The following is a 22,386-nucleotide window of genomic DNA, read 5'->3' as shown; positions in this document are numbered from 1 at the left end:
GTGTCAGCCTTTCAATCCAGTGGTTGCGATGCCCTCCACGAGTAGGCGCTGGAAGGCGATAAAGACTCCGATGACGGGCAGGAGCGAGAGGACAGACATCGCGAACAGGGCACCGAAAGCGGATTCGGCTGAAGCATCGCCTATAGCGCGCAGCGCCAGCGGCAGCGTGAAGTTCGCGGTACGGGTGAGGTAGACAAGCGGAGCAAAGAAGTCATTCCAGCTATGTATGAAGGAGAAGATTGCTGCCGTTGCCAGAGCAGGAACCGAGAGTGGCAATATAATCGCACAGAAGATGCGTACGTGCCCGGCGCCGTCAATGCGCGCGGCCTCATCTATCTCGCGTGGAATTGACCGAAAGAACTGCGTGAGTAAGAAGATGAAGAAAGCGTCCGTCGCGAGTAGCTTCGGAATGACGAGTGGCAGGAACGTGTTCAGCCAGCCGAACTCCCGAAACATGAGGTACTGTGGGATGAGCACGGCGTGGTATGGGATCATCAAAGTGATCAGCATCACAGCAAAGAGCGTTTGGCGAAAAGCGAAGTTGATGCGCGCGAACGCATAAGCCGCCATAGCGCAGGAGACCACGTTCCCGATTACTGTCGCGACCGCGACGATAAGGGAATTGAGGAAGAACTTGGCGAAGCCGATTCCCCCCACCCCCTGCCAAGCGCGGACATAGTTTTCGACGGTGAAGTCGCGCCCAGGCCAAAGCGAATAGTTGTTGATCGCCACATCCGGCCGAAGGGATGCGCTCACCATCCATGCAAGAGGGTAAAACATCACCGATGCGAGGCCGATCAGCACCAGATGCTTGAAGAAAGGATGCGCCAAGTTTACGCCTTTTCCCGCCTCTGGACTTTTCCCATACCATGCAGAGGAGGCTATAAGACTGTCCCTGAGGGTCATGCATCCTCTCCATAGTGAATCCATCGCCGCGTGACGATCAGAAGGACTGCGGTGGCGGTGGCAACGACGAGGATTAGAAGCCAGCCGAGCGCCGATGCGTAGCCGAAGTCGAAGTTCACAAAACCCTGCTGGTAGAGATAGAGCGTGAAAAACAGGGTGGAGTCGGCAGGCCCGCCCGAACCGGAGCTTATGATGTAGGCGGAGTTGAATGCTTGGAATGCCCCAATCATCGACATGACGGTGTTGAACAGTATGACGGGGGCCAGCATGGGCAGCGTGACGTAAAAGAACTGCTGAATGCCGTTTGCCCCGTCAATTCTTGCTGCCTCGTAGTAGCTCTGGGGTATCTGACGCAGTCCTGCGAGGAAAATGATCATCGCCGATCCGAATTGCCAGGCCTGTAGGATGACCAAGGTAGAAAGAGCGGTATCCGGCGATCCGATCCAAGAAATCCGGTGATCGATCCCGATTGCCTGAAGCGTGTAGTTGAGAAGCCCTTCCGCGCCAAAGATTTGCCGCCATAGAAGCGCAACTGCCACGCTTCCACCAATAAGCGACGGTATATAGAAGATGGCTCGATAGACCGCCAGAAACTGGATACCTCGATTGAGGAACACCGCCAAGAGAAGCGCAACAACAACAACTGTGGGAACCGCCGTCAGGACATAAGTGGTCGTCACACTTGCCGCCGCCCACATGCGCGGATCGCTGAAGGCGCGCATGTAGTTGTCGAAGCCTATCCATTGCGGATCGCCAAACGCGGCATAGTTCGTGAAGGACATATAAAGGGAACTCACCAACGGACCGGCGATAATAGCGGCAAGACCGAGAAGGAAGGGCATTAAAAAGAGATAACCCGCGATGTTTTCGCGCAGACGAAGCCTTTGTCCTCCCGCAGCTTGGCGGATAGCCCGCAATGCTAGCCCCTTGGTGTGTCTCTCTATGGTCATGTCACTGTTCATCCTCGACCGCGCTAACGGAGTGTGCGCGAAGCTTCGTCGAAGAAGCGTTTGGCAGCCTCTGCCGGGCTTTGACCTTTAAGGGCGACGTCTTCGTAGATACGCCGAAGAAGGTTTGGAAGTGTCTGATATCCTGATGGATACGAGGCCGGCGTGATATCACCGTCGGCAACAATGGCGGAAAGTGTTTCCAGTGATTCCCGTACGTTTTCGGGTGTGCTTTTGCTGTCCAACAAGGCCTTCTGGCCCGCCTGACTGACGATGACACCATTCGCGGACTTGAATGCGACCGCAGCTCTCGGATCGTTGCCGAAGAAGTTCAAATAAGCTGCCGCGGTTGCGATATTGTCGCAATTTGCCGAGATCGAAAGCCCATTCGTTCCGGGCACATTCCCCGACTTTGCCCCTGTTGCCACGGGGTTGCGCGCGAACTCTATTTCGCTCGGAAGGTTAGCGGTTGCGAGAGTCTGCTCGGCTTGAAAGATTTGCGGGATATCACGCGTCGCGCTCAATACATGACCGCGAGACAGCGGGGTTACTTCAACTGCGCCGAATTGCTCATCGAGCCGATCTGCAGGAACAACGGCACCCGCTTTACGCAACCCCTCCCAGAATTCAAAATATTGCGTTAGCAGAGCGGGTTCGAAACCGAGCGCTCCCTTTTCGAAAAATTTCTGCCCGTGTCCGGCGATCCAGGAATAGAAAGTGAAGAGATTCGCCCCTTCGTTCTCTGCTGCATAGACACCCTGAGGCAGCTTCTTCTGAGAGGTAAGGAGCCACTGCTTGTATTCATCAAATGTTCCCCGCTTGGGTGGAGCCGCTATCCCATACAGCTCAGCCATGGCGGCATTGTAGGCCACTAGCCGTAGAAACGTGCCCGTGGGGAGCATAAAGAGTTTTCCGCCGATACGCCCCGTTGCGAGGATCTCATCGGGAATGCCGGAGACATCGATCCCGCCGGATTGCACGAGATCGTCCAGGGGCATCAGCACGCCACGCGTTGCATAGGTGGCGAGAAAGGTGCTTTGGGTTTGCGTTACGCATGGGAGCTCCCCTGCGGCGGCTTGAACCGTTAGACGTTCGACATACGCCGCGTATTCGGCGACGATCCCTTGTACCTTTGCACCCGGGTGGGCCGTCTCGAACGCTCGCGAGACAGCTTCCGTAAGGCCTGCTCTCCTTGCGTTGCCCCAATAGCCATATTCGATTGTCCCATCGACTGGCCCCAACTGATTTTGTGCGAGAGCGGCTTCCGATACCAACCCGCTGAGAGTGATTGCTATCACTGCGCAATTGGAGCGAAGCAAGGCTCTACGCAGAAGGCTATTGAACAATTGCGCGGTCATCATTTTCCTCCCTGTTCTACTGCCCCGATGACGCCGAAATCTCCTCCACCTGGCTATGTCAGCCACGGTCGCCGGGTAACCATGCATTTGCGAACATGTCATTCCGTGGTATTACCATTGGTATTCATCTTGTCATGCCGGTGTCAAGGGGTTAAATAGCTGAATGAACGTTGTCGTTGCGCTGGCCGTGGCGGCTGGATAGCGGACAAGGCAAAAAAACCGCGATAGGATTAGTTATGACTGATGAGATCACAATCACGCGATATCAGGGCGCGCCAGCAAGCGGATATGACCGTGTACTTGCCTTCATGCGCGATCAGCTGCTTTCGGGCCGGCTAAAGACGGGCGATCGGCTGCTTTCTGAGCGCGATCTCGCTGGTGCTCTCGGGGTGAGCCGACCAGTTGTTCGCGAAGCCCTGCGTGCGCTGGCCGCGATTGGCGCCGTGGAAGTCCAGCGAGGGCAAGGCACTGTAGTGCGGAAGCCGGATTTCACTGCGCTCGCTGATTTCTTCAGCTTTGTCCTCGCCCAACAGCGAGATGCAGTCGACGATGTGATGGAAGTTCGCATTGCTATCGAGCGGCATGCTATCCGCTTGGCTTGCAAGCGTGCGCTTGCCAATGATATTGAAACCGTTGCACGCGCATTTCAACGTATTGTAGAAACTATGGATGATCCTGAGGCAGGGGGTGCTGCGGATTTCCACTTCCATACAACAATCGTGGAGGCTGCGCGTTCGCCAACGCTATCCAGCGTCTATGCAGCCATCGCCAACCTCCTGCAGCGTTCCCACTTGGAGCGACGTGAGCAAATCATGAATGTGGAAGGTATCGACACCTTTCTTATTGATCACCACGCCGCGATCCTTAAAGCGCTCGAGGAGCGTGACGCCGACCGCGCTGACACGCTGTTAGCAGATCATTTTCAGATCGGAGCGGACTTCCGGCGCCGGGCTAATCTTTTGAAGACCGCCGCACTTTAGACAGTCAAGCCCGTGAAGCGATCGAAAGATGCGTTGCGTTCGGCAAGGGATCGTAGGCGGTGTAGCCAGCGCGAGCCCCGCCATCTGCTTTCGGAAGGGAGCGCTACCTAAGCGGGCCAATCCCATCGCCATGATAGCGCCAGTTCGGACGCTATTGAGATACCTCCGGCACACGTCATAGGGAACTCGACATTAGCGAAGGCTAAAGCGGCACTCGGGCTAATTCACCCTTTATCGGAGGGCATTCCAGTGATCATCGCTTGATACGTTCGTCTCTGTTGACGGGCGCGCGAACCCCGCTCAAGCGGCGGCCTTCGCGTCACGGATCATGTTGCGTGCTATGACCAATTGTTGGATTTGGGACGTCCCTTCGTAGATCCGAAACAGTCGTACATCACGATAGAACCGCTCAATTCCATATTCGGACATGTACCCCGCCCCTCCAAATATCTGGACCGCGCGATCTGCAACCCGTCCAACCATTTCGCTGGCAAACAGCTTGCAAGCCGCGGCCTCGGTCGCGACGGTCACGCCTGTGTCCTTCGCCCGCGCAGTTTCCATCACCATACAGCGCGCTGCGTAAGCTTCTGTTTTGCTGTCCGCTAACATGGCTTGTATGAGTTGGAACTCGGCGATCGGCTGTCCAAACTGGTTCCGCTCCATTGCGTAGGCGAGACTATCGGCAATCAAGCGCTCCGCCATGCCAACACAGACAGCTGAAATGTGAAGTCGGCCGCGGTCCAACACCTTCATCGCTGTCCGAAACCCGACACCTTCCGCCCCGCCTAGCAAAGCAGTAGCGGGAACACGGCAATTCTCGAAAATGACATCACACGTATGCGATCCGCTTTGTCCCATCTTCTTGTCTTTCGGCCCCAGGGATAGACCGGGCATCGGAGCCTCGACCAAGAATGCGCTGATTTTATCCTTCGAGGATGCTGGATCAGATGTTCGAGCAAACACGGTGAACAGACCCGCGTGGGGGGCGTTGGTGATGAAGCGCTTCGTCCCGTTGAGCACATACTCGGCACCATCCTTTTTAGCGATAGTTCGCATTGATGATGCATCGGATCCAGCGTCTGGTTCAGTCAAGGCGAAGGAACTGATAAGCTCCCCAAGCGCTAGCCGAGGCAAGTATTTCTGTTTCTGATCCTCGGTCCCGTCCATGACAATGCCCTGTGATCCGATGCCATTGTTTGTGCCAATCAGGGACCGAAAGCACGGCGAGGTACGTCCGAGTTCAATTGCAATACGAACTTCCTCCTCCATGTTAAGGCCAAGGCCGCCGTATTCTTCAGGAATGGCTAGGCCAAAGAGGCCGAGATCACGAAACTGCTGTTTGATCCCTTCCGGAATAGCATCGTCGCGAGCAACCTGCGCCTCAAGCGGCACCAGTCTTTCGCGAACAAAGCGAGCTGTGGTGTCAATGAGGTGATCCAAGGTCTCCGAATCGAGTGCCATCTTGTTCTCCAGTAGTTTTTATTGAGCTTCAAGCCGCCGGACGAAATCGACAAGGCGCGGAGCGATGTCCTCCACCAGACGATTACGATCAACCAAGAAAGACGGACCACCGCAGTTGAAAGCCAGCACCGGCGTTCCATCGCGGGGGCGGTAAGGAACGCCGACAGAGTTCACGTCGTGCTTCCATTGGCCAATGGACAAGCAGTAGCCAAATTTCTTGTAACTCTCGACGGAGACAAGAATTTGTTCTTCGATTGGGGGCCAGTTCTCCCCCTCGTGAACTTCGAGGGCGTCGAGCAGCACAGTCTGGGCAGCGTCACTAAGGCCAGCTATATAAGCTCGACCTAGCGAACTGTTTGCAATTTTGATATGGGCGCCCACCTCGATCGAGAGTGTAATTGCATCCGAGCTCCTGCAGCATTCCAGGTAAACCATTGAGAATTGATCTCTAGCACCGAGTGCGACCGGCAGTCCGGAATAGTCGGCCAGCTCTTGCATCATCGGCTTTGCAAGACGACGAACACCGAGATCCGACAGATAAGCATAACCCAAGGACATCGCGGCCGCATCCAGGCGATAACGTCCCGTGGAGTAATTGTAGGACAGATAGCCCAAGCTGACGAGAGTGTAAGTTAGCCTTGAAATCGTAGCTTTTGCCAGGCCAGTACGCTCCGCAAAGTCCTGATTGGACAATTCCAAATCCCCGCGCCGAAACGCGCGCAACACTTCCAGCCCGCGTGCCAAGGATTCAACAATGCGGCGATCCGTAACTTTCTCCCGACCTTCGGCACTCTCTTCAACCTTACGCTTCTTCATTCCATCATCCGAGTAAATACCCTTGTTAGACTGGATAGCGCAGTGCGAGACTCTGGTCAAGTTTCAGAATTTAATTCCACTATGCAGAATTACACTCGAGCATCTCTGGCTCGGATAGCGCTTCCGGGCAATAAGGCGCGGCCATGAATCAACTTTTCCGCAAGCGATGGATAAGGGCAAGCGGTGGATCGAGGCTCTATCAACGCAGTTGATCAAGCCACACAAGGGTAAAGGTCGCATAGGCACTGGCCGACTTGATGCAGGCAATCAACAACGAGCTAACGATAATCGGCACGTGAAAAGTGGCCGTACGGATATGATGCAGAACTTACAGGCGCGATGCCTCAATGATGTGCGCGGTTTCTTCCAAGCAGGATCGCAAACATCGAATGGACACCAAACGGCAAGATCACAGGGGTCAACCGACCACGATGCCAACCATGCTCTTGGTTTAGGAGCAAGGGCTTTAAGTTATTGCCTTTTGAGCAATAGAAACTTCCTCAGATCGCAGACAAAGCTCACCGAAGCCGTGTGATAAGGCTGGACGTGTCCCAACGGCCGCCTCCGGCCTTCTGAACGTCGGCATAGAACTGGTCGACGAGTGAGGTTACGGGAAGGCTCGCACCGTTGCGGCGGCTCTCTGTGAGACACATCGAAAGATCCTTGCGCATCCAGTCCACGGCAAACCCGAAATCGAACCTGCCTTCACTCATCGTCTTGCCTCGATTTTCCATCTGCCAGGACCCGGCCGCTCCCTTCGAAATGACCTCCAGTACGGCCTCGACATCCAGCCCGGCTTTCTGTGCAAAGTGGACACCCTCTGAAAGGCCCTGCACGAGGCCGGCGATGCAGATCTGGTTCACCATCTTGGCAAGCTGTCCGCTGCCTGCGGATCCTATCAGGCGAACCGACCGCGCATAAGCTGGAATGACACCGCTTACCGCGTTAAATGTCTGTTGATCTCCTCCGCACATTACGGTCAGCGTGCCGTTCTCGGCCCCGGCCTGGCCGCCAGAAACCGGAGCGTCGATGAAGCCAACGCCGTTTGCGTCCGCCGCAGCGAAAAGCTCGCAGGCAACCTCGGCGGAGGCCGTCGTGTGGTCAACGAAGATGGCGCCCTTCCGCATCCCATGAAACGCGCCGGATTCACCGATCGTCACCTGGCGGAGGTCGTCGTCATTGCCGACACAGCAGAAAACAATATCCTGGTCGCGTGATGCTTCGGCAGGGGTTTCGGCCGCGTTTCCACCGTTGTCCTCGACCCATTTTTTCGCCTTGGCCGATGTGCGATTGTACACCGTCACGGAATGACCACGACGAGCAAGATGCCGCGCCATTGGATAGCCCATGACGCCAAGTCCCAGGAATCCAACCTTTGACATGTAATTCTCCCTTCGCTCAGATTCTCCGCAACCAGGAGCGTTTTGTTGCCGGGCCTGTCGACTGCCGCTCAACCAAGTGAGGCACCAAGCTGATGCGCTGTGGCGGAAGATCGTTGAGCTGGCCATTCTGACCCAAGCGTGAAAGCAGCTGTCGAACCGCGGCGATGCCCATCTGCTTGTGCGGCATGTGGATGGTGGTGAGGTTTGGCGAGACCTGCGTGGCAATGGGATAGTCCGCATGTCCAACAACCGAAACATCTTCGGGAACGGATATACCCATCCGCATCAGCTCGGAGACGACAGTAACTGCAACGCCATCGCTGCCACAGAAGAAAGCCGTAGCTTCGAAGCAGTCATCGGCCATGGCTTTCAGGGCGTTGCGGAAGTCGGTTGCCTGATAATCCTCCTTGAACGAGATTTCATGGAGCATTGCGCCATCCAGTGCGGCGATTGCTTTGGAAAATCCGCGCAGGCGGGCATCGCGTCCCGGATAACCCAGTTGTCCATGAACATATACGAGGCGCCGGTGTCCGAGTCCGTAGAGGTATTTGGCGACGCAAACTCCCGCTTCCACATCGGTCGCCGTAATCTGGTCCATTTCGTAGAGCTCAGGCACGATATGCGCGACGACGACCGACGGGAGCGCACTGTCGCGGGCCGCGTCGAACATTCGCTGTTCCTGTGGACCGACGAGGATGAAGCCGATCGTCGAAGCCTCGAGCCGCTCGATGATCCGATGGTCGTCGGTCCACCGCACCGCCATGGAGCACCCAAAGCGTGTGGATTCCATTTCGATGCCATGCTGGACGTCGATCCAGAGTTCCCGATTGGCAACCGTTCGGTCATGGAAGATCACCTCGATCGAAGACGGCGCGGATAGTCTGTTTCGACGGGCCGTATAGCCAAACTCTTCGGCAGCCGAGAGGACGTTGCGGCGCGTGTCGTCGCTGACGCCTGGCTTGCCCGTAAGAGCGCGTGAGACCGCGAATTTGGAAATTCCCAGATGATCTGCAATTTCTTGAAGGGTAACTCGGCTCATGTAGGATCAACGCCTGAGGCAGGAATGCAAAAAACGACTCTGCATGTTTGTTAGGCTAATTTTATGTGCCTTACAACAGCATTTTATGTTGCATTGCCGCAATCTTCGAGGTTTGGCGGCGCCAATCTTGGGTAGAAAGCGTTGAAATTCATTGATTTCTACGGAATTAGCGACTGCGATATGCCTTCTGGTCACTAACAATTACAAACTTTTAGTGCTGTTAATGACTTGACGGTATGTGAAATTGCGTACAGTTTAGGCTAACAAATGACAAATAGTTATGCTCTCGTCAGGGAGTTGCAAGCTACGGGAGGAGCTAGCATGCACTCGTTGTCCAGCCGATTGGCATTGGAACTATGGTTGCTGACGGCTCGTAGGAGCGCGTGCTCGTGAGCTCTTCGTCCGCAACTATCGATGTCAAGGATACGAGCAACACCGTTGCGCTCGGCCTGGCCAGCCAGCGCCAGCTGATCTGGCTGAAGTTCAAGGAGCATAAGCTCGCCTATTGGAGCGGGATCGTCATCGCATTCATCTATCTGGTGGCGCTGTTTGCCGAACCTATCGCAACCCGATCGGCCGACTACTACGACCCGGCATTCACCCTTCTGCCTCCGCAGGGCATCAAACTGTTCTATGTCGATGAGGCCGGTAATTCCCGTTTTGGGCCTCATGTCACCGGCTTCAGCTCAAAACGCGATCCGCAAACATTTCGCAGGGTCTTTGCGCCTGATCCCAATGTCCGTATTCCAATCAGTTTTTTCGTCCAGGGAGATCCCTACAGACTTTGGGGGCTGATCCCGCTGAGCACCCACCTAATCGGCCCCAAGGATCCGAAACAGCCATTTTACCTTCTGGGCTCGGATCGGCTCGGCCGCGACGTATTCAGCCGGCTCGTCCATGGCACGAGAGTTTCGACATCGGTCGGGCTGATCGGCGTCGCGATAAGTCTCGTACTCGGCGTCTGCCTCGGTGGTATATCAGGTTATGTCGGCGGCAAGGTCGACACATCTATTCAGCGTATCATCGAATTCATAATGTCGGTTCCAACGATCCCACTCTGGATGGGACTTGCGGCCGCAATCCCGGTCACCTGGTCTCCAATCCTGGTCTATTTCATCATCACGATCATCATTTCCCTGATCGGATGGACATCCCTAGCCCGCGAGGTGAGGGGGCGTTTCATGTCCTGGAGAAACGAAGCCTTCGTCCTCGCGGCGCGCCTCGACGGTACTCCCGAGATGAAGATCATGACGCGTCACCTTGTGCCGGGCTTTATTAGCCACATCATCGCGGCGACTACGCTTGCCATTCCCGCGATGATCATAGCCGAGACCTCCCTGTCTTTCCTGGGCATCGGCCTTCGGCCTCCCGTCGTCAGTTGGGGCGTGCTCCTGCAGGAGGCGCAGAACATCCGTTCACTGGCGGAAGCTCCCTGGCTGCTGGCGCCCGGTGTCCTGGTCATCATCACCGTCCTTTCCCTGAATTTCCTTGGAGACGGTCTTCGAGATGCCGCGGATCCCTACTCATGACCGACGCTCCCAACCATCAACTCCTCTCCGTTCGCGGACTCAAGACGCAATTCGACCTGCGCGAAGGCCTGATCAAGGCGGTCGATGGTATCGATCTCGATGTGCACAAGGGAAAGACGCTGTGCATCGTCGGCGAGTCCGGTTCCGGCAAATCCATGATGGCACGCTCCGTCCTGCAGATCGTGACGGCGCCGGGCCGCGTGGTTGGCGGCAGTATGGTCTTCAGCCGCGACGGCAAGACAAGCGTGGACATCGCCAGGCTTGATCCGAAAGGGCGCGAGATCAGGTCCATCAGGGGACGTGATATTGCGATGATCTTTCAGGAGCCGATGAACTCGCTCAGCCCGGTTCATACGATCGGGGATCAACTGGTCGAAAAGGTCCTGCTTCATCACCGTATTGGGGTCAAGGCGGCTGTCGATCGGGCGGTCGAGGCGCTGGATCGGGTCGGCATTCCCGATCCGAGACGCCGCCTGGCCTCATATCCGTTCCAACTCTCCGGCGGCATGCGGCAGCGGGTGATGATTGCGATGGCGCTCTCATGCCGCCCGGCCATTCTTATAGCTGACGAGCCGACAACGGCGCTCGACGTCACGACCCAAGCCAACATCCTCGAACTTATCCGAACCCTGCAACTGGAGACGGGGATGGGCGTGATGTTCATCACCCATGACCTCGGTGTCGTGGCAGAGATCGCCGACGAGGTCGCGGTCATGTATCTCGGTCGTGTCGTCGAGCGTGGCAGTGTCGAAGACATTTTCTATCGCCCGCAACATCCTTACACGCTGGCTCTGCTGGATTCGATTCCGAAGCCCGGCACCCGTCATACGTCCGGGCAACGGCTCAAGGCGATCGAAGGAATGGTGCCGCACCCACTGAACCGGCCAGACGGCTGTCCGTTCAACACGCGCTGTCCGGAAGCGGTCAAGGGATTGTGCGAACGCCTCGAGCCGGCGCTGCGTGAATTGGGTACGCAACATCATGCGGCCTGTCATATGCGTGACCCCGCATATGCCGACACGAGAACTGTGGTCGAGGCAAGAGCATGAACATGGTCCAGAGCCAATTGCACCGAGCACAGCAGGGTACCGACCGGCCGCTTATGGTAGCCGATAACGTCAAGGTCCATTTTCCGATCGTGTCGGGCTTCTTCAAGAAGACGGTGCGATATATCAAGGCAGTCGACGGTATCAGTCTGAGCGTCAGGCCCGGAGAGACGCTGAGCATTGTCGGAGAGTCCGGATGCGGAAAGACCACGCTTGGTCAGGCGCTTGTGCGCGTCATCGAACCGACCGAAGGGCGCATCATTTATAGCGGCAATGGTCAAGACACCGACATCGCGCATCTGAATCCGGCGGAGCTGCGGCCATTTCGCGCCGATATCCGCATGATCTTTCAGGATCCGTTTGCTTCGCTCAATCCGCGTCGGCGGGTCATTGATATCATTGGCGAGCCACTGCGGAATTTCGGGATGACCGATAAGGCTGAGGTTAAGGCAACGGTCGCCGACCTGCTGCGTCGCGTCGGTCTTCAGCCGGAATACATGGCGCGCTATCCCTATGCCTTTTCGGGTGGAGAGCGTCAGCGTATCGGGATCGCGCGCGCTCTTTCGGTCCGGCCGAAGCTGGTTGTAGCCGACGAATGCATTTCCGCGCTCGACGTGTCCATCCAGGCGCAGACGCTCAACCTGCTGCAGGATCTGCAGGAAGAATTCGACCTGACCTACGTGTTCATTTCGCATGATCTGAGTGTCGTCGAATATATTTCGGACCGTGTGGCGGTGATGTATGCGGGGCGGATTGTCGAACTCGCGACAACGGACAAGCTGTTCTCGCGCCCGCGCCATCCTTACACGGCAGCGCTGATGGCCTCCGTGCCGCGACCCGATCCGCGCCTTGCGCGATCCGAGAAACGCATGCGGCTGAAGGGCGAAGTTGCCGATCCCGCCAACCGGCCCAGGGGCTGCGCCTTTCACCCCCGATGCCCTTTCGCTGTCGACCAATGCCGCAACGAAGATCCCTTGCTTCGCCGCGTGGGTGGCGGTGAGGTCGCATGCCACCGTGCTGAAGAAATGGAACTGGAGGGAGTGAGAAAGAATGATGCCTGAAACGATGGAGAAGCGAGCCGACACCCATATTGCGGCGCCAGTCTGGTGGAAGCGGCCGTACAGGATGGTTCAGACCAACCTCAGGCAACCAGATGCGCTCTATGACCAGCGCAAGCTCGCAAAGGAAGTGAAGGCGTTCGGCGCCGATGTACTCCTTTACAACATCGGCGGCATTTATGCCTTCTATCCGACCAAGCTGGCACTTCACGCCGTCAACCCATACATGAAGGGCGATGCGCTGGGGGACGCGATCGAGGCGGCTCATTCGGAGGGCCTGTCGCTGGTCGGTCGTTTCGACATGTCCAAGGCAACACGCATCGCCTACGAAGCCCACCCTGACTGGTTTGTTCACAACATCAAGGGCAACGCGCTCGAGTACAATAGAACTTACCAGGCGTGCGTCAACGGCGGCTGGTATCAGGATTACGCCCTCGAGATCATCTCGGAGTCACTCAGCGAATACGACCTCGATGGCGTCTTCTTCAACATGTTCGGCTACACGAACTTCACCTATTCCGGCGACTATTTCGGCATCTGCGTCTGCGACAATTGCCGTCGCCGCTTTCGCGTCATGTACAGCCGTGAGCTGCCCCTCAAGGAGGATTTCTCCGATCCGGCCTACGCTGACTATCTCGCCTTTAAGGAGAGGACCTCTCTAGACCTGAGGTCGAAGGTCTACAAGCACATCAAGCAGATAAACCCGAAGGTTGCGATGACCGGACATCGCGGGGACTCGGATCTGATCCGGATGGAGGTGCAACGGGCCGTTGATCGCCCGCAACCCGAATGGCCCTATCAGGCGGGAGAACAGGCCCGATGGGCCGCCGCATACGGGCGCGGGAAGGCTTTTTCTTCGACGTCCACGAATTTCGTCGATTACGCCTGGCGGTTCCACTCGGAAACAGGCGGGTATCACATGCTGCGCTTTGCCCAGCAGCTCGCGAGCGGGGCTGCGCTTGACTATTACCTTCTGGGCGTCATGGACCAGGACGACAAAACGCCCTTTGACGACATCTCGCGCCTGTTCAAGTGGCATCAACGCAACCAGGCGCATTACACGGGCCTTCGCTCGGCGGCCCGGATCGGGCTCTACGATTCCCACCGAAATACGGTTTATGGAAAGCGCACCACCAGTGGCGACATGGGCAACAAGGCCTTTCGCGGCGCCTACCGGATTCTCGTCGAATCGCACCTGCCGTTCGACTTCGTCACCGACGATGTCGCTGAGGGAGAAAAGGGCGTGGACATGCTATCGCGTTATGCAGCCATCCTGCTTCCCAATGTCTCGTGTCTGAGCGAGGAGGAGGCGACTGCGCTCGACGCATATGTCCGTCAGGGCGGCGTTTTGGTGGCTACCGGTGACACCGGCTTCTACGATCAGTCCGGGACCGCGCGCAACAAGCTCGTTCTTGACTGCCTTCCGGTCGAAGACAAGCCGATGGAGCGCAACCACATGCGCGGCTCATATTTCAGGATAGGTGAGGGCGAAATTCCGACTCCGCAAAGCTCGCTCGTCATGCTGGACGGGCGATACTTCGTGGCGCGGCCAAAGGACGGCGCCGAAACGCTTTTGAAACTGCTTCCGCCGCAGCCCTTCGGCCCGCCGGAACTCTGCTTTCCGGATATCGAGAGCGAACAGCCGGGTGTCATCTCGCGTCATTATGGGGAAGGCAAGGCTATCTACGTGCCATGGAACCCGGAATGGCAATACTACCGCGACAGCCTTCCGACCCATCGCGTTCTGATTGCCGACCTTATCGCCCGCAACATCGAACCTGCGCCGGTGAAGCTTGAGGGCAAGGGGTCACTGGAGGTCACCGTTCAGGTCCAGGACAGCACCAACAGTCTGCTCGTGCATGTCGTGAACTACGGTGGACAACGCAACAACCTCTACGAGGATGCACCGGCGGTGCATGGTCTGCGCCTGGGCGTTAGGGGTGTTGGACGAACCGCGCGTACCCTCATGGCTGGTCAGGCTCTCAAAGCGACCTCCGGCGCTCCCGACAGGGATGGCTATGTCTGGTTCGACCTGCCGCCCGTCGAGGCCTTCGAAGCCGTTTTGCTGGACAGAAAATAATCCGCCAAATGAGGTGGCAAATGGAGGAGATGATGACAATTCGCTTATCACGAACCGTCGGACGGTCGCTGGCCGCCCTCGCCGTGGCCGTCTTCACGGCGAGCTTCGCCTATGCCCAGGACTACAAGGAAGCGCCGGCGCTGTCCGAGCAGGTTAAGGCAGGAAAGCTTCCTCCCGTTGCGGAGCGTCTGCCGGCTAAGCCGATGGTGATCAAACCTTTTGAAAAGGTAGGTCAATATGGAGGAACGTGGCGTCTGACGATGAACTCGGCCAGCGATATTTTTACACTGGTGCGAACCATCGGCTACGAGAATCTTACGCGCTGGGAGATGTGGCAGCCGGGGATGAAGCAGGAGGACATCTTTCCGAAAGTCGAATTGAACGTCGCGGAATCCGTCGACGTCAATCCGGATGCCACCGAATACACGTTCAAGCTCAGGCAGGGGATGAAGTGGTCCGACGGGCAACCCTTTACGGCCGACGACGTCGTGTTCTGGTATGAAGACGTCTATTCCAACAGCGAGGTGATGCCGACGAAGCCGACCTGGTCTGTCCGCGATGGCAAGCCCGTAGTAGTCGAGAAGATCGACGACTACACTGTGAAGTTCAAATTCGCGTCTTCAAACGCTCTTCTGCTGCAGTCGCTCGCCGATTCCGCCAGGCTTCCCGAGCCGAATGTGCCGACCGCGTATCCACGGCACTATCTCGAAAAATTCCATGCGAAATACAACAAGAACGTCGAGGCCGAGGCGAGGGCGGCCGGCGCCCAGAACTGGGTCTCCCAGTTCAACTCCAAGGCGGATGCGTGGCGGAACCCTGAAGTGCCTCGCCTCAACCCCTGGATCGTTTCGGTTGGCATAGGGCAAGGCAGCGGCAGCCAGGTCTTAGCAAAGCGCAATCCATACTACTTCAAGGTCGATACCGAAGGAAACCAGCTTCCTTATATTGACACCACCACGATCGAAATCATCCCGGATCCCGAGGTTACCTTGCTCAAAGCGGCGAATGGTGACTTCGACATGGTAGACAGCTACATCGGTTTCGTCACCACGCCCGAGAATAAGGGTACGTTCTTCGACAATCAGGAGCGTGGGAACTACGACTTCTACGAGGTCATCCCCAATCGTGCGAACCTGATGATCATCTCGCTGAACATGACATCGAAGGATCCGGCCAAACGCAAGATATTCGGAAGCAAGCAGTTCCGAGCTGCCCTTTCTACGGCGATCAATCGCAACGAGATCATCGAACTCGTCTGGCTCGGGCAGGGGCTTCCCTACCAGACCGTCGAGCGCCCGGAATCGCCGCTGTTCGACAAGGAGATGGCGACGCAGTTCACGAACTATGACTCTGCCGAGGCGAACAGGATGCTGGACGAGGCGGGTTTCGACAAGAAGAACGCCGAGGGGATACGGCTGGACCCTGACGGCAGGCCGATTACTTTCACAATCGACGTCTCGGTCCTTCGCAAACCCTGGATCGACGCCGCGGAACTGATCAAGAAGTACTGGCGCGATGTCGGCGTCAATCTGCTGATCAACACCAGCGACAATACGGCGCTCAACCAGCGGGTCTATGCCAACGACCATGATGCGGCCGTATGGTCGGCGTCCGGCGGCGCGGACACGATCTTCGATCCGAAATACTACCTCCCGTTTTCGCGCGACTCTTTCTACGCCACCACCTGGGGGCAGTGGTACTCGAAGGGAGCGAACCCGGAAGAGCCGCCTGCGGAAATCAAGAAGCAGATGGAGATCTACAGTCGGATCGTCTCGACGACAGATGCAGCCAAGCGTCTGGAGCTGATGCGACAGGTCATGCAGATTTCCAAGGAGCAATTCTACACAATTGGAATCATGCAGCCGACGTCCGACTACGGGATCATCAACAAACGGCTGAAGAATGTTCCGAAAACGGTCATGGCGAGCACCGTCTACACTCATCCCGGTTCCGCCAATCCCGAGCAATTTTTCTTTTCGGCCGAGTGAGCGGTGTCTCCGTGTCTACTAAGGGCACGGGGATACTCTCTTGCGATACTCCACCAGAGGAGCAAGTCCATGGCTGCCTTCATAGCCCGACGCATGGTCTACATGGTCGTGACCCTGTTTGCGATCTCGGTGATGACTTTCATAATCATCCAGTTGCCGCCGGGTGATTTCGTTACCTCGATGGTCGCACAGCTCAACCTGCAGGGCACGGCGATCGACGAACCGGCGATGCAGGCGCTGCGTGCGCGATACGGCTTGGATGACCCGCTCCATGTGCAATACTGGAAATGGATAACGAGTATTCTGCTTCACGGCGATTTCGGCTATTCGCTGGAGTGGCGCCGCCCGGTTTCGGAGCTTCTGTGGGGACGCTTGGGCCTGACCTTCGTGCTGGCGTTCCTTACCCTTCTCCTCATCTGGGCAGTGTCGCTGCCGATCGGCATCTACACGGCCGTAAGACGCAAAACGGTGGGTGATTACTGCGCGACGTTTCTTGGAGTGATCGGGCTCGCAATTCCGAATTTTCTCTTTGCCCTGGTGCTCATGTACATTTCCTTCCGCTATTTCGGCACGGGAATCGGGGGGCTGTTTTCACCGGAATATGAGACGGCGCCCTGGAGTCTGGCAAAGGTCTGGGATCTCCTCAAGCATCTGATCATTCCCATGATCGTCCTCGGCTTGGGCGGCACAGCGGCACTTATTCGCATCTTGCGTGCGAACCTGCTCGACGAGCTTAACAAGCCCTATGTCGTGACAGCTCGCGCCTACGGTCTTTCCGAGCGCCGGTTGCTGATGAAGTATCCTGTTCGTATCGCGCTCAATCCCTTCATTTCCACGGTGGGCTGGGTGCTTCCCACGCTCGTCTCAGGAGCCACGATCACGGCGGTTGTTCTCAATCTTCCAATGACGGGACCGCTGCTGCTGCAATCCTTGATGTCGCAGGACATGTATCTCGCGGGAAGCTTCATCATGATGCTGAGCTGCCTGACGGTGATCGGCACCCTGCTGTCCGACCTCCTTCTGGCCTGGCTCGACCCGCGAATCCGTTACGAGTAAGGAGAGAACCATTGAACCCTACGCCATCCAGCCGTCGGATCCTGGTCGTCGGCGCCTTCGCCGAAGAACAATTGGCACTTATCAAACAAGCCGCGCCCGAATGGGAGGTTGGTCAGGTTGCGTCCATCTCGGACCCGTCTGAGGATCTAGCGAACGTTGAGGTCGTGGCCGGTCCATTGCCAGCCGAACTGCTCTCCCGCGCACAAAGCCTCCGTTGGGTGCACAGCTGGGCTGCTGGTCCAGACACCCAGCTCTACACCGAATTTGTCATTCATTCAGCGACGCTGACTTGCTCGAAGGGCAACGGCGCCATTCCGCTCGCCGAGCACGCGATGATGTTGATGTTGCTTCTAAACCGTAATGCAATGCGTTGGATCGATGCCCAGCGGGAGCGCCGCTGGGACCCATTCATGCACGGGGAGCTGAACGGAAAGACGGTCGGGATAATCGGGACCGGCCACTCCGGGACCGATCTTGCGCGCAAGGCGCGCGCTTTCCACATGAAGGTGCTTGGACTTCGAAGGACGAGGGCCGAGGCGCCCGAGTTCGATCGAGTGTACTCCCGGGAGGCGTTGCATGAGTTTCTGGGGGAATGCGACTTCGTTGTCGTCACGACTCCCTTCACACCCGATACCGAGAATATGCTCGGCGAAGCCGAGTTCCGCGCCATGAAGGATACCGCCTTCTACATCTGCTTTTCTCGTGGCGGAATCGCGAATGACGAAGCGTTGCTGCGTGCTTTGAAGGAGCAGTGGATTGCCGGCGCGGGCCTCGATGCGCATGGGCAGGAGCCGCTTTCGAAAGACAGTCCGTTCTGGGACGTGCCCAACACGATTATAACGCCACACAATGGAGCAACAACGGCGGCTACCAAGGCTCGCGGCTTCGAGATTTTCATCGACAACCTGCACCGATACCACCGAGGCGAGCGGCTGATGAACGTCGTCGACAAGCAGGCGGGATACTAGCAGGCCGTAAGCTCCTCGTCACGTGCAGCTCTGGATCCACCGGCCGCGGAGCCGGAGGGCGAAACTATGCGCAATATTTGGAAAAAGATGGAGGATTTGATGCTGGAAACCAGGCGTCGACAGGACGAAAGCAAGCTGAGGACACCGGATTGGTTCAAGACCGCAACGCGGTGGACCCAGCTTACATTCGTGGAAGATGATCCGGAAAAATGCGATCCCGCCTTTTGGATAGACGTTTTCAAGCGGACAAAGTCGAATGCCGTTTGCCTCAGTGCCGGAGGCTACATTGCGTTCTATCCCAGCCAGGTACCCTATCATTATATCAGCAAGTATCTTGGAGACCAGGATATTTTCGGCGCTCTCGTCGATGCCGCGCGCCGGCTGGACATGCATGTCATGGCGCGGGTCGATCCGCACGCCATTCATGATGATGCCGCAAAAGCTCATCCGGAATGGGTGCAGATAACGGCAGACGGCACGCCCTTTCGCCATTGGGCATATCCGGATGTCTGGGTCGCCAATGCCTATGGCGAATACAACACCGTCTTCATGCCTGAGGTGGTGAAGGAGATCGTGAGTACATACGATATCGACGCGATCTTCGCCAATCGCTGGCAGGGCCACGGAGTTGACTATAGCGAGGACAGTGCCCGCAGGTTCAAGGACGCATTCGGGCACGACCTGCCCATCAAACAGGATGCGTCGGATCCGGCGTGGCAGGCCTGGCTTCAATGGCGGCGACGCGTTCTGGCTGACGTCATTGCACAATGGGACGATGAGGTTAAGGCGATCCGCCCGCATGCGAGCTTCATTCCCAATATGGCGGGCGCGTCGTTGATGGAGTTCGACCTTTCCGTCATCGAAGAGCATTGTCCGTTTCTCGTCGTCGACCATCAGGGGCGGCGAGGGGTCGAATGCGGTTGGTCCGCGGGCCGGAACGGAAAGCGTATTCGAGCGAGTTTCCCGGATCGCCCGGTCGTCCTGATTACGTCGATCGGCTTGGAGGAAGAGTACCGCTGGAAGGATTCCGTCAATACGCCGGAGGAAATGCAGCTCTGGATCAACGATGGCACGGCCCATGGCTTGAATGCATGGTTCACCAAATTCAACGGCGTCGTACCCGATCGCCGCTGGGTGGAGCCCGTATCGGAAGCCTTCGAACTTCATACACTTGTAGAGCCTGTCCTGCTCGAGACGCAGCCGACCGCGGAAATCGCCATTATCGATCCCTCCACGACATTGCGGTATTGGTCCTCCGAAGAGCGCATCCTGGCAGAAAGGCATGAGCTTGGTTTCTACCAAGCTCTTGTCGAAGCGCGGTTGCCTTTCGAGATGCTGTCCGACCAGATGATGTCTGAAGACAAGCTAGACCGTTTCAAGGTCATCGTGCTTGCAAATGCCTCCTGCCTTTCCGACGCGCAATGCGCGGCTATCCGGTCCTATGTCGAGCGCGGAGGAAGTGTTGTCGCAGCCTACGAGACCTCGTTGCGCGATGAGAACGGGCAACCGCGCGCCGACTTCGGGCTTGGCGACGTGTTCGGCGTCAAGCGTGCGTCAGGCCCGCGTGGAATGGTGAAGAATACCTATATTGCTTTGACGGAAGATCACCCAGTCTCTCACGGCTACGACGGTGCGTCGCGGATCATCGGAGGTACGCGCCTTATCGACGTGGAAGCCGAAGCCGGCACACAGGCACCATTCCTCTATATCCCCGATTTTCCCGATCTGCCTATGGAAGAGGTCTATCCTCGAAGCGAGCCGCATGTTCCTGCCGTAATCACGCGTGAGACATCTTCTGGCAGCCGGGTTGTCTTCATTCCATGGAATCTCGGCGAGATTTTCTGGGAGGTACTCGCCCCAGATCACGCGAGACTGATTTCCAATGCCGTACGGTGGGCGTTGAAGGATGTGCCGAACGTCATCGTGGAAGGTCCTGGGATACTTGATCTTGCAGTGCGCGAGAGTAAATCTTGCATCGCGTTGAGCCTCTTGAACCTTACCAATCCGATGATGATGAAGGGGCCGGTTCGCGAAAGCATCCCATTGCCAACACAAACCGTATCGATCAAGATCCCGGCCGGGCGGCAAGTGGAGAAAGCACGTCTCGTGGTGGCGTGCCAAGAGCTTAAAATGACGGTCAAAGAGGGCAGGGTGAACGTTCGAGTTAACGAGGTAGATCGTCTGGAGATGGTTCACATTACCTGGAAGTGAAGTCGAACATTTTTGAACGTCCAGTTCCTGCCGAGTTCATGATTTTCGGGACTACCAGACGCCGCGCAAACGCGATGGACCGGATCAGGTCGGGCGAATACGCAACCTAACTATCACCGTGCCGGATCAATAGTATTATCTGTATTAGGTGAGGAAGTAATGCTTCAGAACCTGGATGAGCCCTGCGACTGCAGTTGGCTTCCGCGTTTTTGGAGAATTGGAGAATTTTTTTGGTGTGGAGTCATGCTGAGATGCGACTTGCGGGTCGGTTCAAGCTAGCCGGCATGCCTCATCTGGGCGAGCAGTTTCTTTCGAAAGACCTCCGCTGGCGTTCGGTAGCCGAGGCATTTGCGCGGCGTCGCATTCAGCCGATTGCAGATCTCGATCAGGTCGGCATCGGTTACAGATAATGGATCGACCTCTCTCGAAAGCCATTTGCGCACCCGGCCGTTGGTGTTTTCGACGGTGCCTTTTTGCCAGGGTGATTGTGGGTCGCAGAACCACGTTTGGGTGCCTATGCTTGCCTGAAGGTAGGGCCAGTCGGTGAACTCCGTGCCACGGTCGAATGTGATCGAACGGCGGGCGAGGTGGGGTAGGGCCTGTAGCGCCTGTATGACGCCATCCATCACGGGCCGGGACTGTCGATCATTGTTGCGCAGGAAGATGGCGAAGCGACTGACCCGTTCGACCAGCGATGTGACGTTGGCCTTGCCGAACTTCTTGCGGAACTGGATCAGGTCGCATTCCCAGTGTCCGAACTGCTTACGGTCGGCAACGACGTCCGGGCGGCGCAGGATGTTCAGTTCCGGGCTGAAGCGCCGGCCATGTCTGCGCCTTGCATGCCGGGGGCGGCGCCTGGCCCGATGCTCCGGCAGATGCCGCCACAGCTTGATGGCCTGGCCATCGGCCGAATATGCAAACTTGTAGATCGTCTCGTGGCTGACCGAGATCGGATGACGCTCCAGGCGCATACGACCGGCGATCTGCTGTGGTGACCAGCCGTGCATGATCCGGTCGACAACGGACTGCCGGACGTGTGAGAAACGCGCCAGCTTGCGCAGCTTGGCGCGGCGCTCGCAAGCCATGCCGTGGGCCGTCACGCAATAGTAGCCGTTGAGATCCGGAACGACCTTGTCGACGAACATATTGCGCTTGATCTCGCGAAAGATCGTCGAGCGATGCCGTCCAAGCTTTTCTGCGATGATCTCGATGCTCAGGCCGGCCATCCGCCAGCGAGCAATCTTACGACGTTCATCCAGGCCGATATGGGAGTAGGTGCGTCTCATTGCATCTTCCTTGCGTATGATAACTCATTGGTATCATTCGCAAGTCGCACTTCATCCTTGAACCCACCCCGCTACATAGATTTGCGGGATAATAAACATTATGGAACTCGAACTCCGCGAACACCGGGGTGTGACGAATTGAATCTGAGCAACCTCAACTCTGGCTCCCTGTGCAAAGCTCTAGGGTTCAGACTCAATCATAGCCAGAACGCGACGAGGGTAGCCAAGGCGACCGCAGATAAGAAGTTTCTGGCAAGCTTGTCGTAACGCGTTGC

General features: G+C 57.0%; 17 protein-coding genes and 1 pseudogene. 9 read left to right on the top strand and 9 right to left on the bottom strand.

Translation table 11 applies throughout. The annotated features are described in order from the left end of the window. Positions 1-3 precede the first annotated feature (3 nt). The 3 genes from BM413_RS28365 to BM413_RS28355 form a co-directional block, all read right to left on the bottom strand. On the bottom strand, positions 4-780 hold the full coding sequence (locus tag BM413_RS28365; RefSeq protein WP_210188997.1) for a carbohydrate ABC transporter permease: 777 nt from the start codon (positions 778-780) through the stop codon (positions 4-6). A gap of 122 nt (positions 781-902) precedes the next feature. After that, positions 903-1,856, bottom strand: coding sequence for a carbohydrate ABC transporter permease (locus BM413_RS28360; protein WP_244538070.1), 954 nt, complete (start codon positions 1,854-1,856; stop codon positions 903-905). 23 nt (positions 1,857-1,879) lie between these two features. Beyond that, on the bottom strand, positions 1,880-3,211 hold the full coding sequence (locus BM413_RS28355) for an ABC transporter substrate-binding protein (RefSeq protein WP_210188993.1): 1,332 nt from the start codon (positions 3,209-3,211) through the stop codon (positions 1,880-1,882). A 236-nt stretch (positions 3,212-3,447) separates the two neighbouring features. On the opposite strand from BM413_RS28355, the gene BM413_RS28350 reads away from it, so the two are divergent. Continuing rightward, a complete protein-coding gene (locus BM413_RS28350; protein ID WP_091918204.1) occupies positions 3,448-4,191 on the top strand; it encodes a FadR/GntR family transcriptional regulator in 744 nt (247 codons plus the stop codon). 300 nt (positions 4,192-4,491) lie between these two features. On the opposite strand, the gene BM413_RS28345 is transcribed toward BM413_RS28350, so the two are convergent. From BM413_RS28345 to BM413_RS28330, 4 genes are all read right to left on the bottom strand, one after another. Beyond that, a complete protein-coding gene (locus tag BM413_RS28345) occupies positions 4,492-5,652 on the bottom strand; it encodes an acyl-CoA dehydrogenase family protein (RefSeq protein ID WP_091918203.1) in 1,161 nt (386 codons plus the stop codon). A gap of 18 nt (positions 5,653-5,670) precedes the next feature. Next, a complete protein-coding gene (locus BM413_RS28340) occupies positions 5,671-6,468 on the bottom strand; it encodes an IclR family transcriptional regulator (RefSeq protein WP_091918202.1) in 798 nt (265 codons plus the stop codon). Positions 6,469-6,986: 518 nt separating this feature from the next. After that, positions 6,987-7,850, bottom strand: a complete 864-nt coding sequence (locus BM413_RS28335; RefSeq protein WP_244538069.1) for an NAD(P)-dependent oxidoreductase — start codon at positions 7,848-7,850, stop codon at positions 6,987-6,989. A gap of 16 nt (positions 7,851-7,866) precedes the next feature. Beyond that, entirely contained in the window at positions 7,867-8,889 is a 1,023-nt protein-coding gene (locus tag BM413_RS28330; RefSeq protein ID WP_091918200.1) for a LacI family DNA-binding transcriptional regulator, read from the bottom strand. Between the two features lie 449 nt (positions 8,890-9,338). Here BM413_RS28330 and BM413_RS28325 point away from each other — a divergent pair, with 449 nt between their 5' ends. The 8 genes from BM413_RS28325 (at position 9,339) to BM413_RS28290 (ending at position 20,825) form a co-directional block, all read left to right on the top strand. Further along, positions 9,339-10,418 (top strand): ABC transporter permease, encoded by a 1,080-nt coding sequence (locus BM413_RS28325; RefSeq protein WP_244538075.1) that lies wholly within the window; start codon positions 9,339-9,341, stop codon positions 10,416-10,418. Then, positions 10,415-11,467: an ABC transporter ATP-binding protein gene (locus BM413_RS28320; protein ID WP_091918199.1), complete on the top strand. Its 1,053-nt coding sequence runs from the start codon at positions 10,415-10,417 to the stop codon at positions 11,465-11,467. Before BM413_RS28325 ends, BM413_RS28320 begins: the two co-directional genes overlap by 4 nt. A 2-nt stretch (positions 11,468-11,469) precedes the next feature. Next, positions 11,470-12,525, top strand: a complete 1,056-nt coding sequence (locus BM413_RS28315; protein ID WP_091918237.1) for an ABC transporter ATP-binding protein — start codon at positions 11,470-11,472, stop codon at positions 12,523-12,525. Continuing rightward, on the top strand, positions 12,515-14,602 hold the full coding sequence (locus BM413_RS28310; RefSeq protein WP_091918198.1) for an alpha-amylase family protein: 2,088 nt from the start codon (positions 12,515-12,517) through the stop codon (positions 14,600-14,602). Before BM413_RS28315 ends, BM413_RS28310 begins: the two co-directional genes overlap by 11 nt. 32 nt (positions 14,603-14,634) lie before the next feature. Next, complete coding sequence (locus tag BM413_RS28305) at positions 14,635-16,590, top strand: ABC transporter substrate-binding protein (protein WP_175544477.1); 1,956 nt, start codon at positions 14,635-14,637, stop codon at positions 16,588-16,590. Positions 16,591-16,659: 69 nt separating this feature from the next. Then, on the top strand, positions 16,660-17,646 hold the full coding sequence (locus BM413_RS28300; RefSeq protein ID WP_091918196.1) for an ABC transporter permease: 987 nt from the start codon (positions 16,660-16,662) through the stop codon (positions 17,644-17,646). An 11-nt stretch (positions 17,647-17,657) separates the two neighbouring features. Next, entirely contained in the window at positions 17,658-18,614 is a 957-nt protein-coding gene (locus BM413_RS28295) for a D-2-hydroxyacid dehydrogenase (protein WP_091918195.1), read from the top strand. Positions 18,615-18,713: 99 nt separating this feature from the next. Beyond that, positions 18,714-20,825, top strand: a complete 2,112-nt coding sequence (locus BM413_RS28290) for a family 10 glycosylhydrolase (protein ID WP_091918236.1) — start codon at positions 18,714-18,716, stop codon at positions 20,823-20,825. 275 nt (positions 20,826-21,100) lie between these two features. Here the strand turns inward: BM413_RS28290 and BM413_RS28285 are convergent, their stop codons facing one another. Both BM413_RS28285 and BM413_RS32815 read right to left on the bottom strand, forming a co-directional pair. Further along, entirely contained in the window at positions 21,101-22,111 is a 1,011-nt protein-coding gene (locus BM413_RS28285) for an IS30 family transposase (RefSeq protein WP_091918194.1), read from the bottom strand. Between the two features lie 197 nt (positions 22,112-22,308). Next, positions 22,309-22,386, bottom strand: a pseudogene (locus BM413_RS32815) (IS5/IS1182 family transposase); the annotation flags it as partial.

It is taken from the genome of Mesorhizobium sp. YR577, from assembly GCF_900116595.1.
Classification (GTDB): domain Bacteria; phylum Pseudomonadota; class Alphaproteobacteria; order Rhizobiales; family Rhizobiaceae; genus Mesorhizobium_M.
The sequence above is the reverse complement of the archived record's forward strand: the minus strand, read 5'-3'. Positions and strand labels throughout refer to the sequence as shown.

Bases quoted from the DNA above. Each gene is read 5' to 3' on its own strand.
- BM413_RS28365 (WP_210188997.1), bottom strand. From the start codon at position 780: ATGTTTTACCCTCTTGCATGGATGGTGAGCGCATCCCTTCGGCCGGAT.
- BM413_RS28360 (WP_244538070.1), bottom strand. From the start codon at position 1,856: ATGACCATAGAGAGACACACCAAGGGGCTAGCATTGCGGGCTATCCGC.
- BM413_RS28355 (WP_210188993.1), bottom strand. From the start codon at position 3,211: ATGACCGCGCAATTGTTCAATAGCCTTCTGCGTAGAGCCTTGCTTCGC.
- BM413_RS28350 (WP_091918204.1), top strand. From the start codon at position 3,448: ATGACTGATGAGATCACAATCACGCGATATCAGGGCGCGCCAGCAAGC.
- BM413_RS28345 (WP_091918203.1), bottom strand. From the start codon at position 5,652: ATGGCACTCGATTCGGAGACCTTGGATCACCTCATTGACACCACAGCT.
- BM413_RS28340 (WP_091918202.1), bottom strand. From the start codon at position 6,468: ATGAAGAAGCGTAAGGTTGAAGAGAGTGCCGAAGGTCGGGAGAAAGTT.
- BM413_RS28335 (WP_244538069.1), bottom strand. From the start codon at position 7,850: ATGTCAAAGGTTGGATTCCTGGGACTTGGCGTCATGGGCTATCCAATG.
- BM413_RS28330 (WP_091918200.1), bottom strand. From the start codon at position 8,889: ATGAGCCGAGTTACCCTTCAAGAAATTGCAGATCATCTGGGAATTTCC.
- BM413_RS28320 (WP_091918199.1), top strand. From the start codon at position 10,415: ATGACCGACGCTCCCAACCATCAACTCCTCTCCGTTCGCGGACTCAAG.
- BM413_RS28315 (WP_091918237.1), top strand. From the start codon at position 11,470: ATGGTCCAGAGCCAATTGCACCGAGCACAGCAGGGTACCGACCGGCCG.
- BM413_RS28310 (WP_091918198.1), top strand. From the start codon at position 12,515: ATGATGCCTGAAACGATGGAGAAGCGAGCCGACACCCATATTGCGGCG.
- BM413_RS28305 (WP_175544477.1), top strand. From the start codon at position 14,635: ATGACAATTCGCTTATCACGAACCGTCGGACGGTCGCTGGCCGCCCTC.
- BM413_RS28300 (WP_091918196.1), top strand. From the start codon at position 16,660: ATGGCTGCCTTCATAGCCCGACGCATGGTCTACATGGTCGTGACCCTG.
- BM413_RS28290 (WP_091918236.1), top strand. From the start codon at position 18,714: ATGCTGGAAACCAGGCGTCGACAGGACGAAAGCAAGCTGAGGACACCG.
- BM413_RS28285 (WP_091918194.1), bottom strand. From the start codon at position 22,111: ATGAGACGCACCTACTCCCATATCGGCCTGGATGAACGTCGTAAGATT.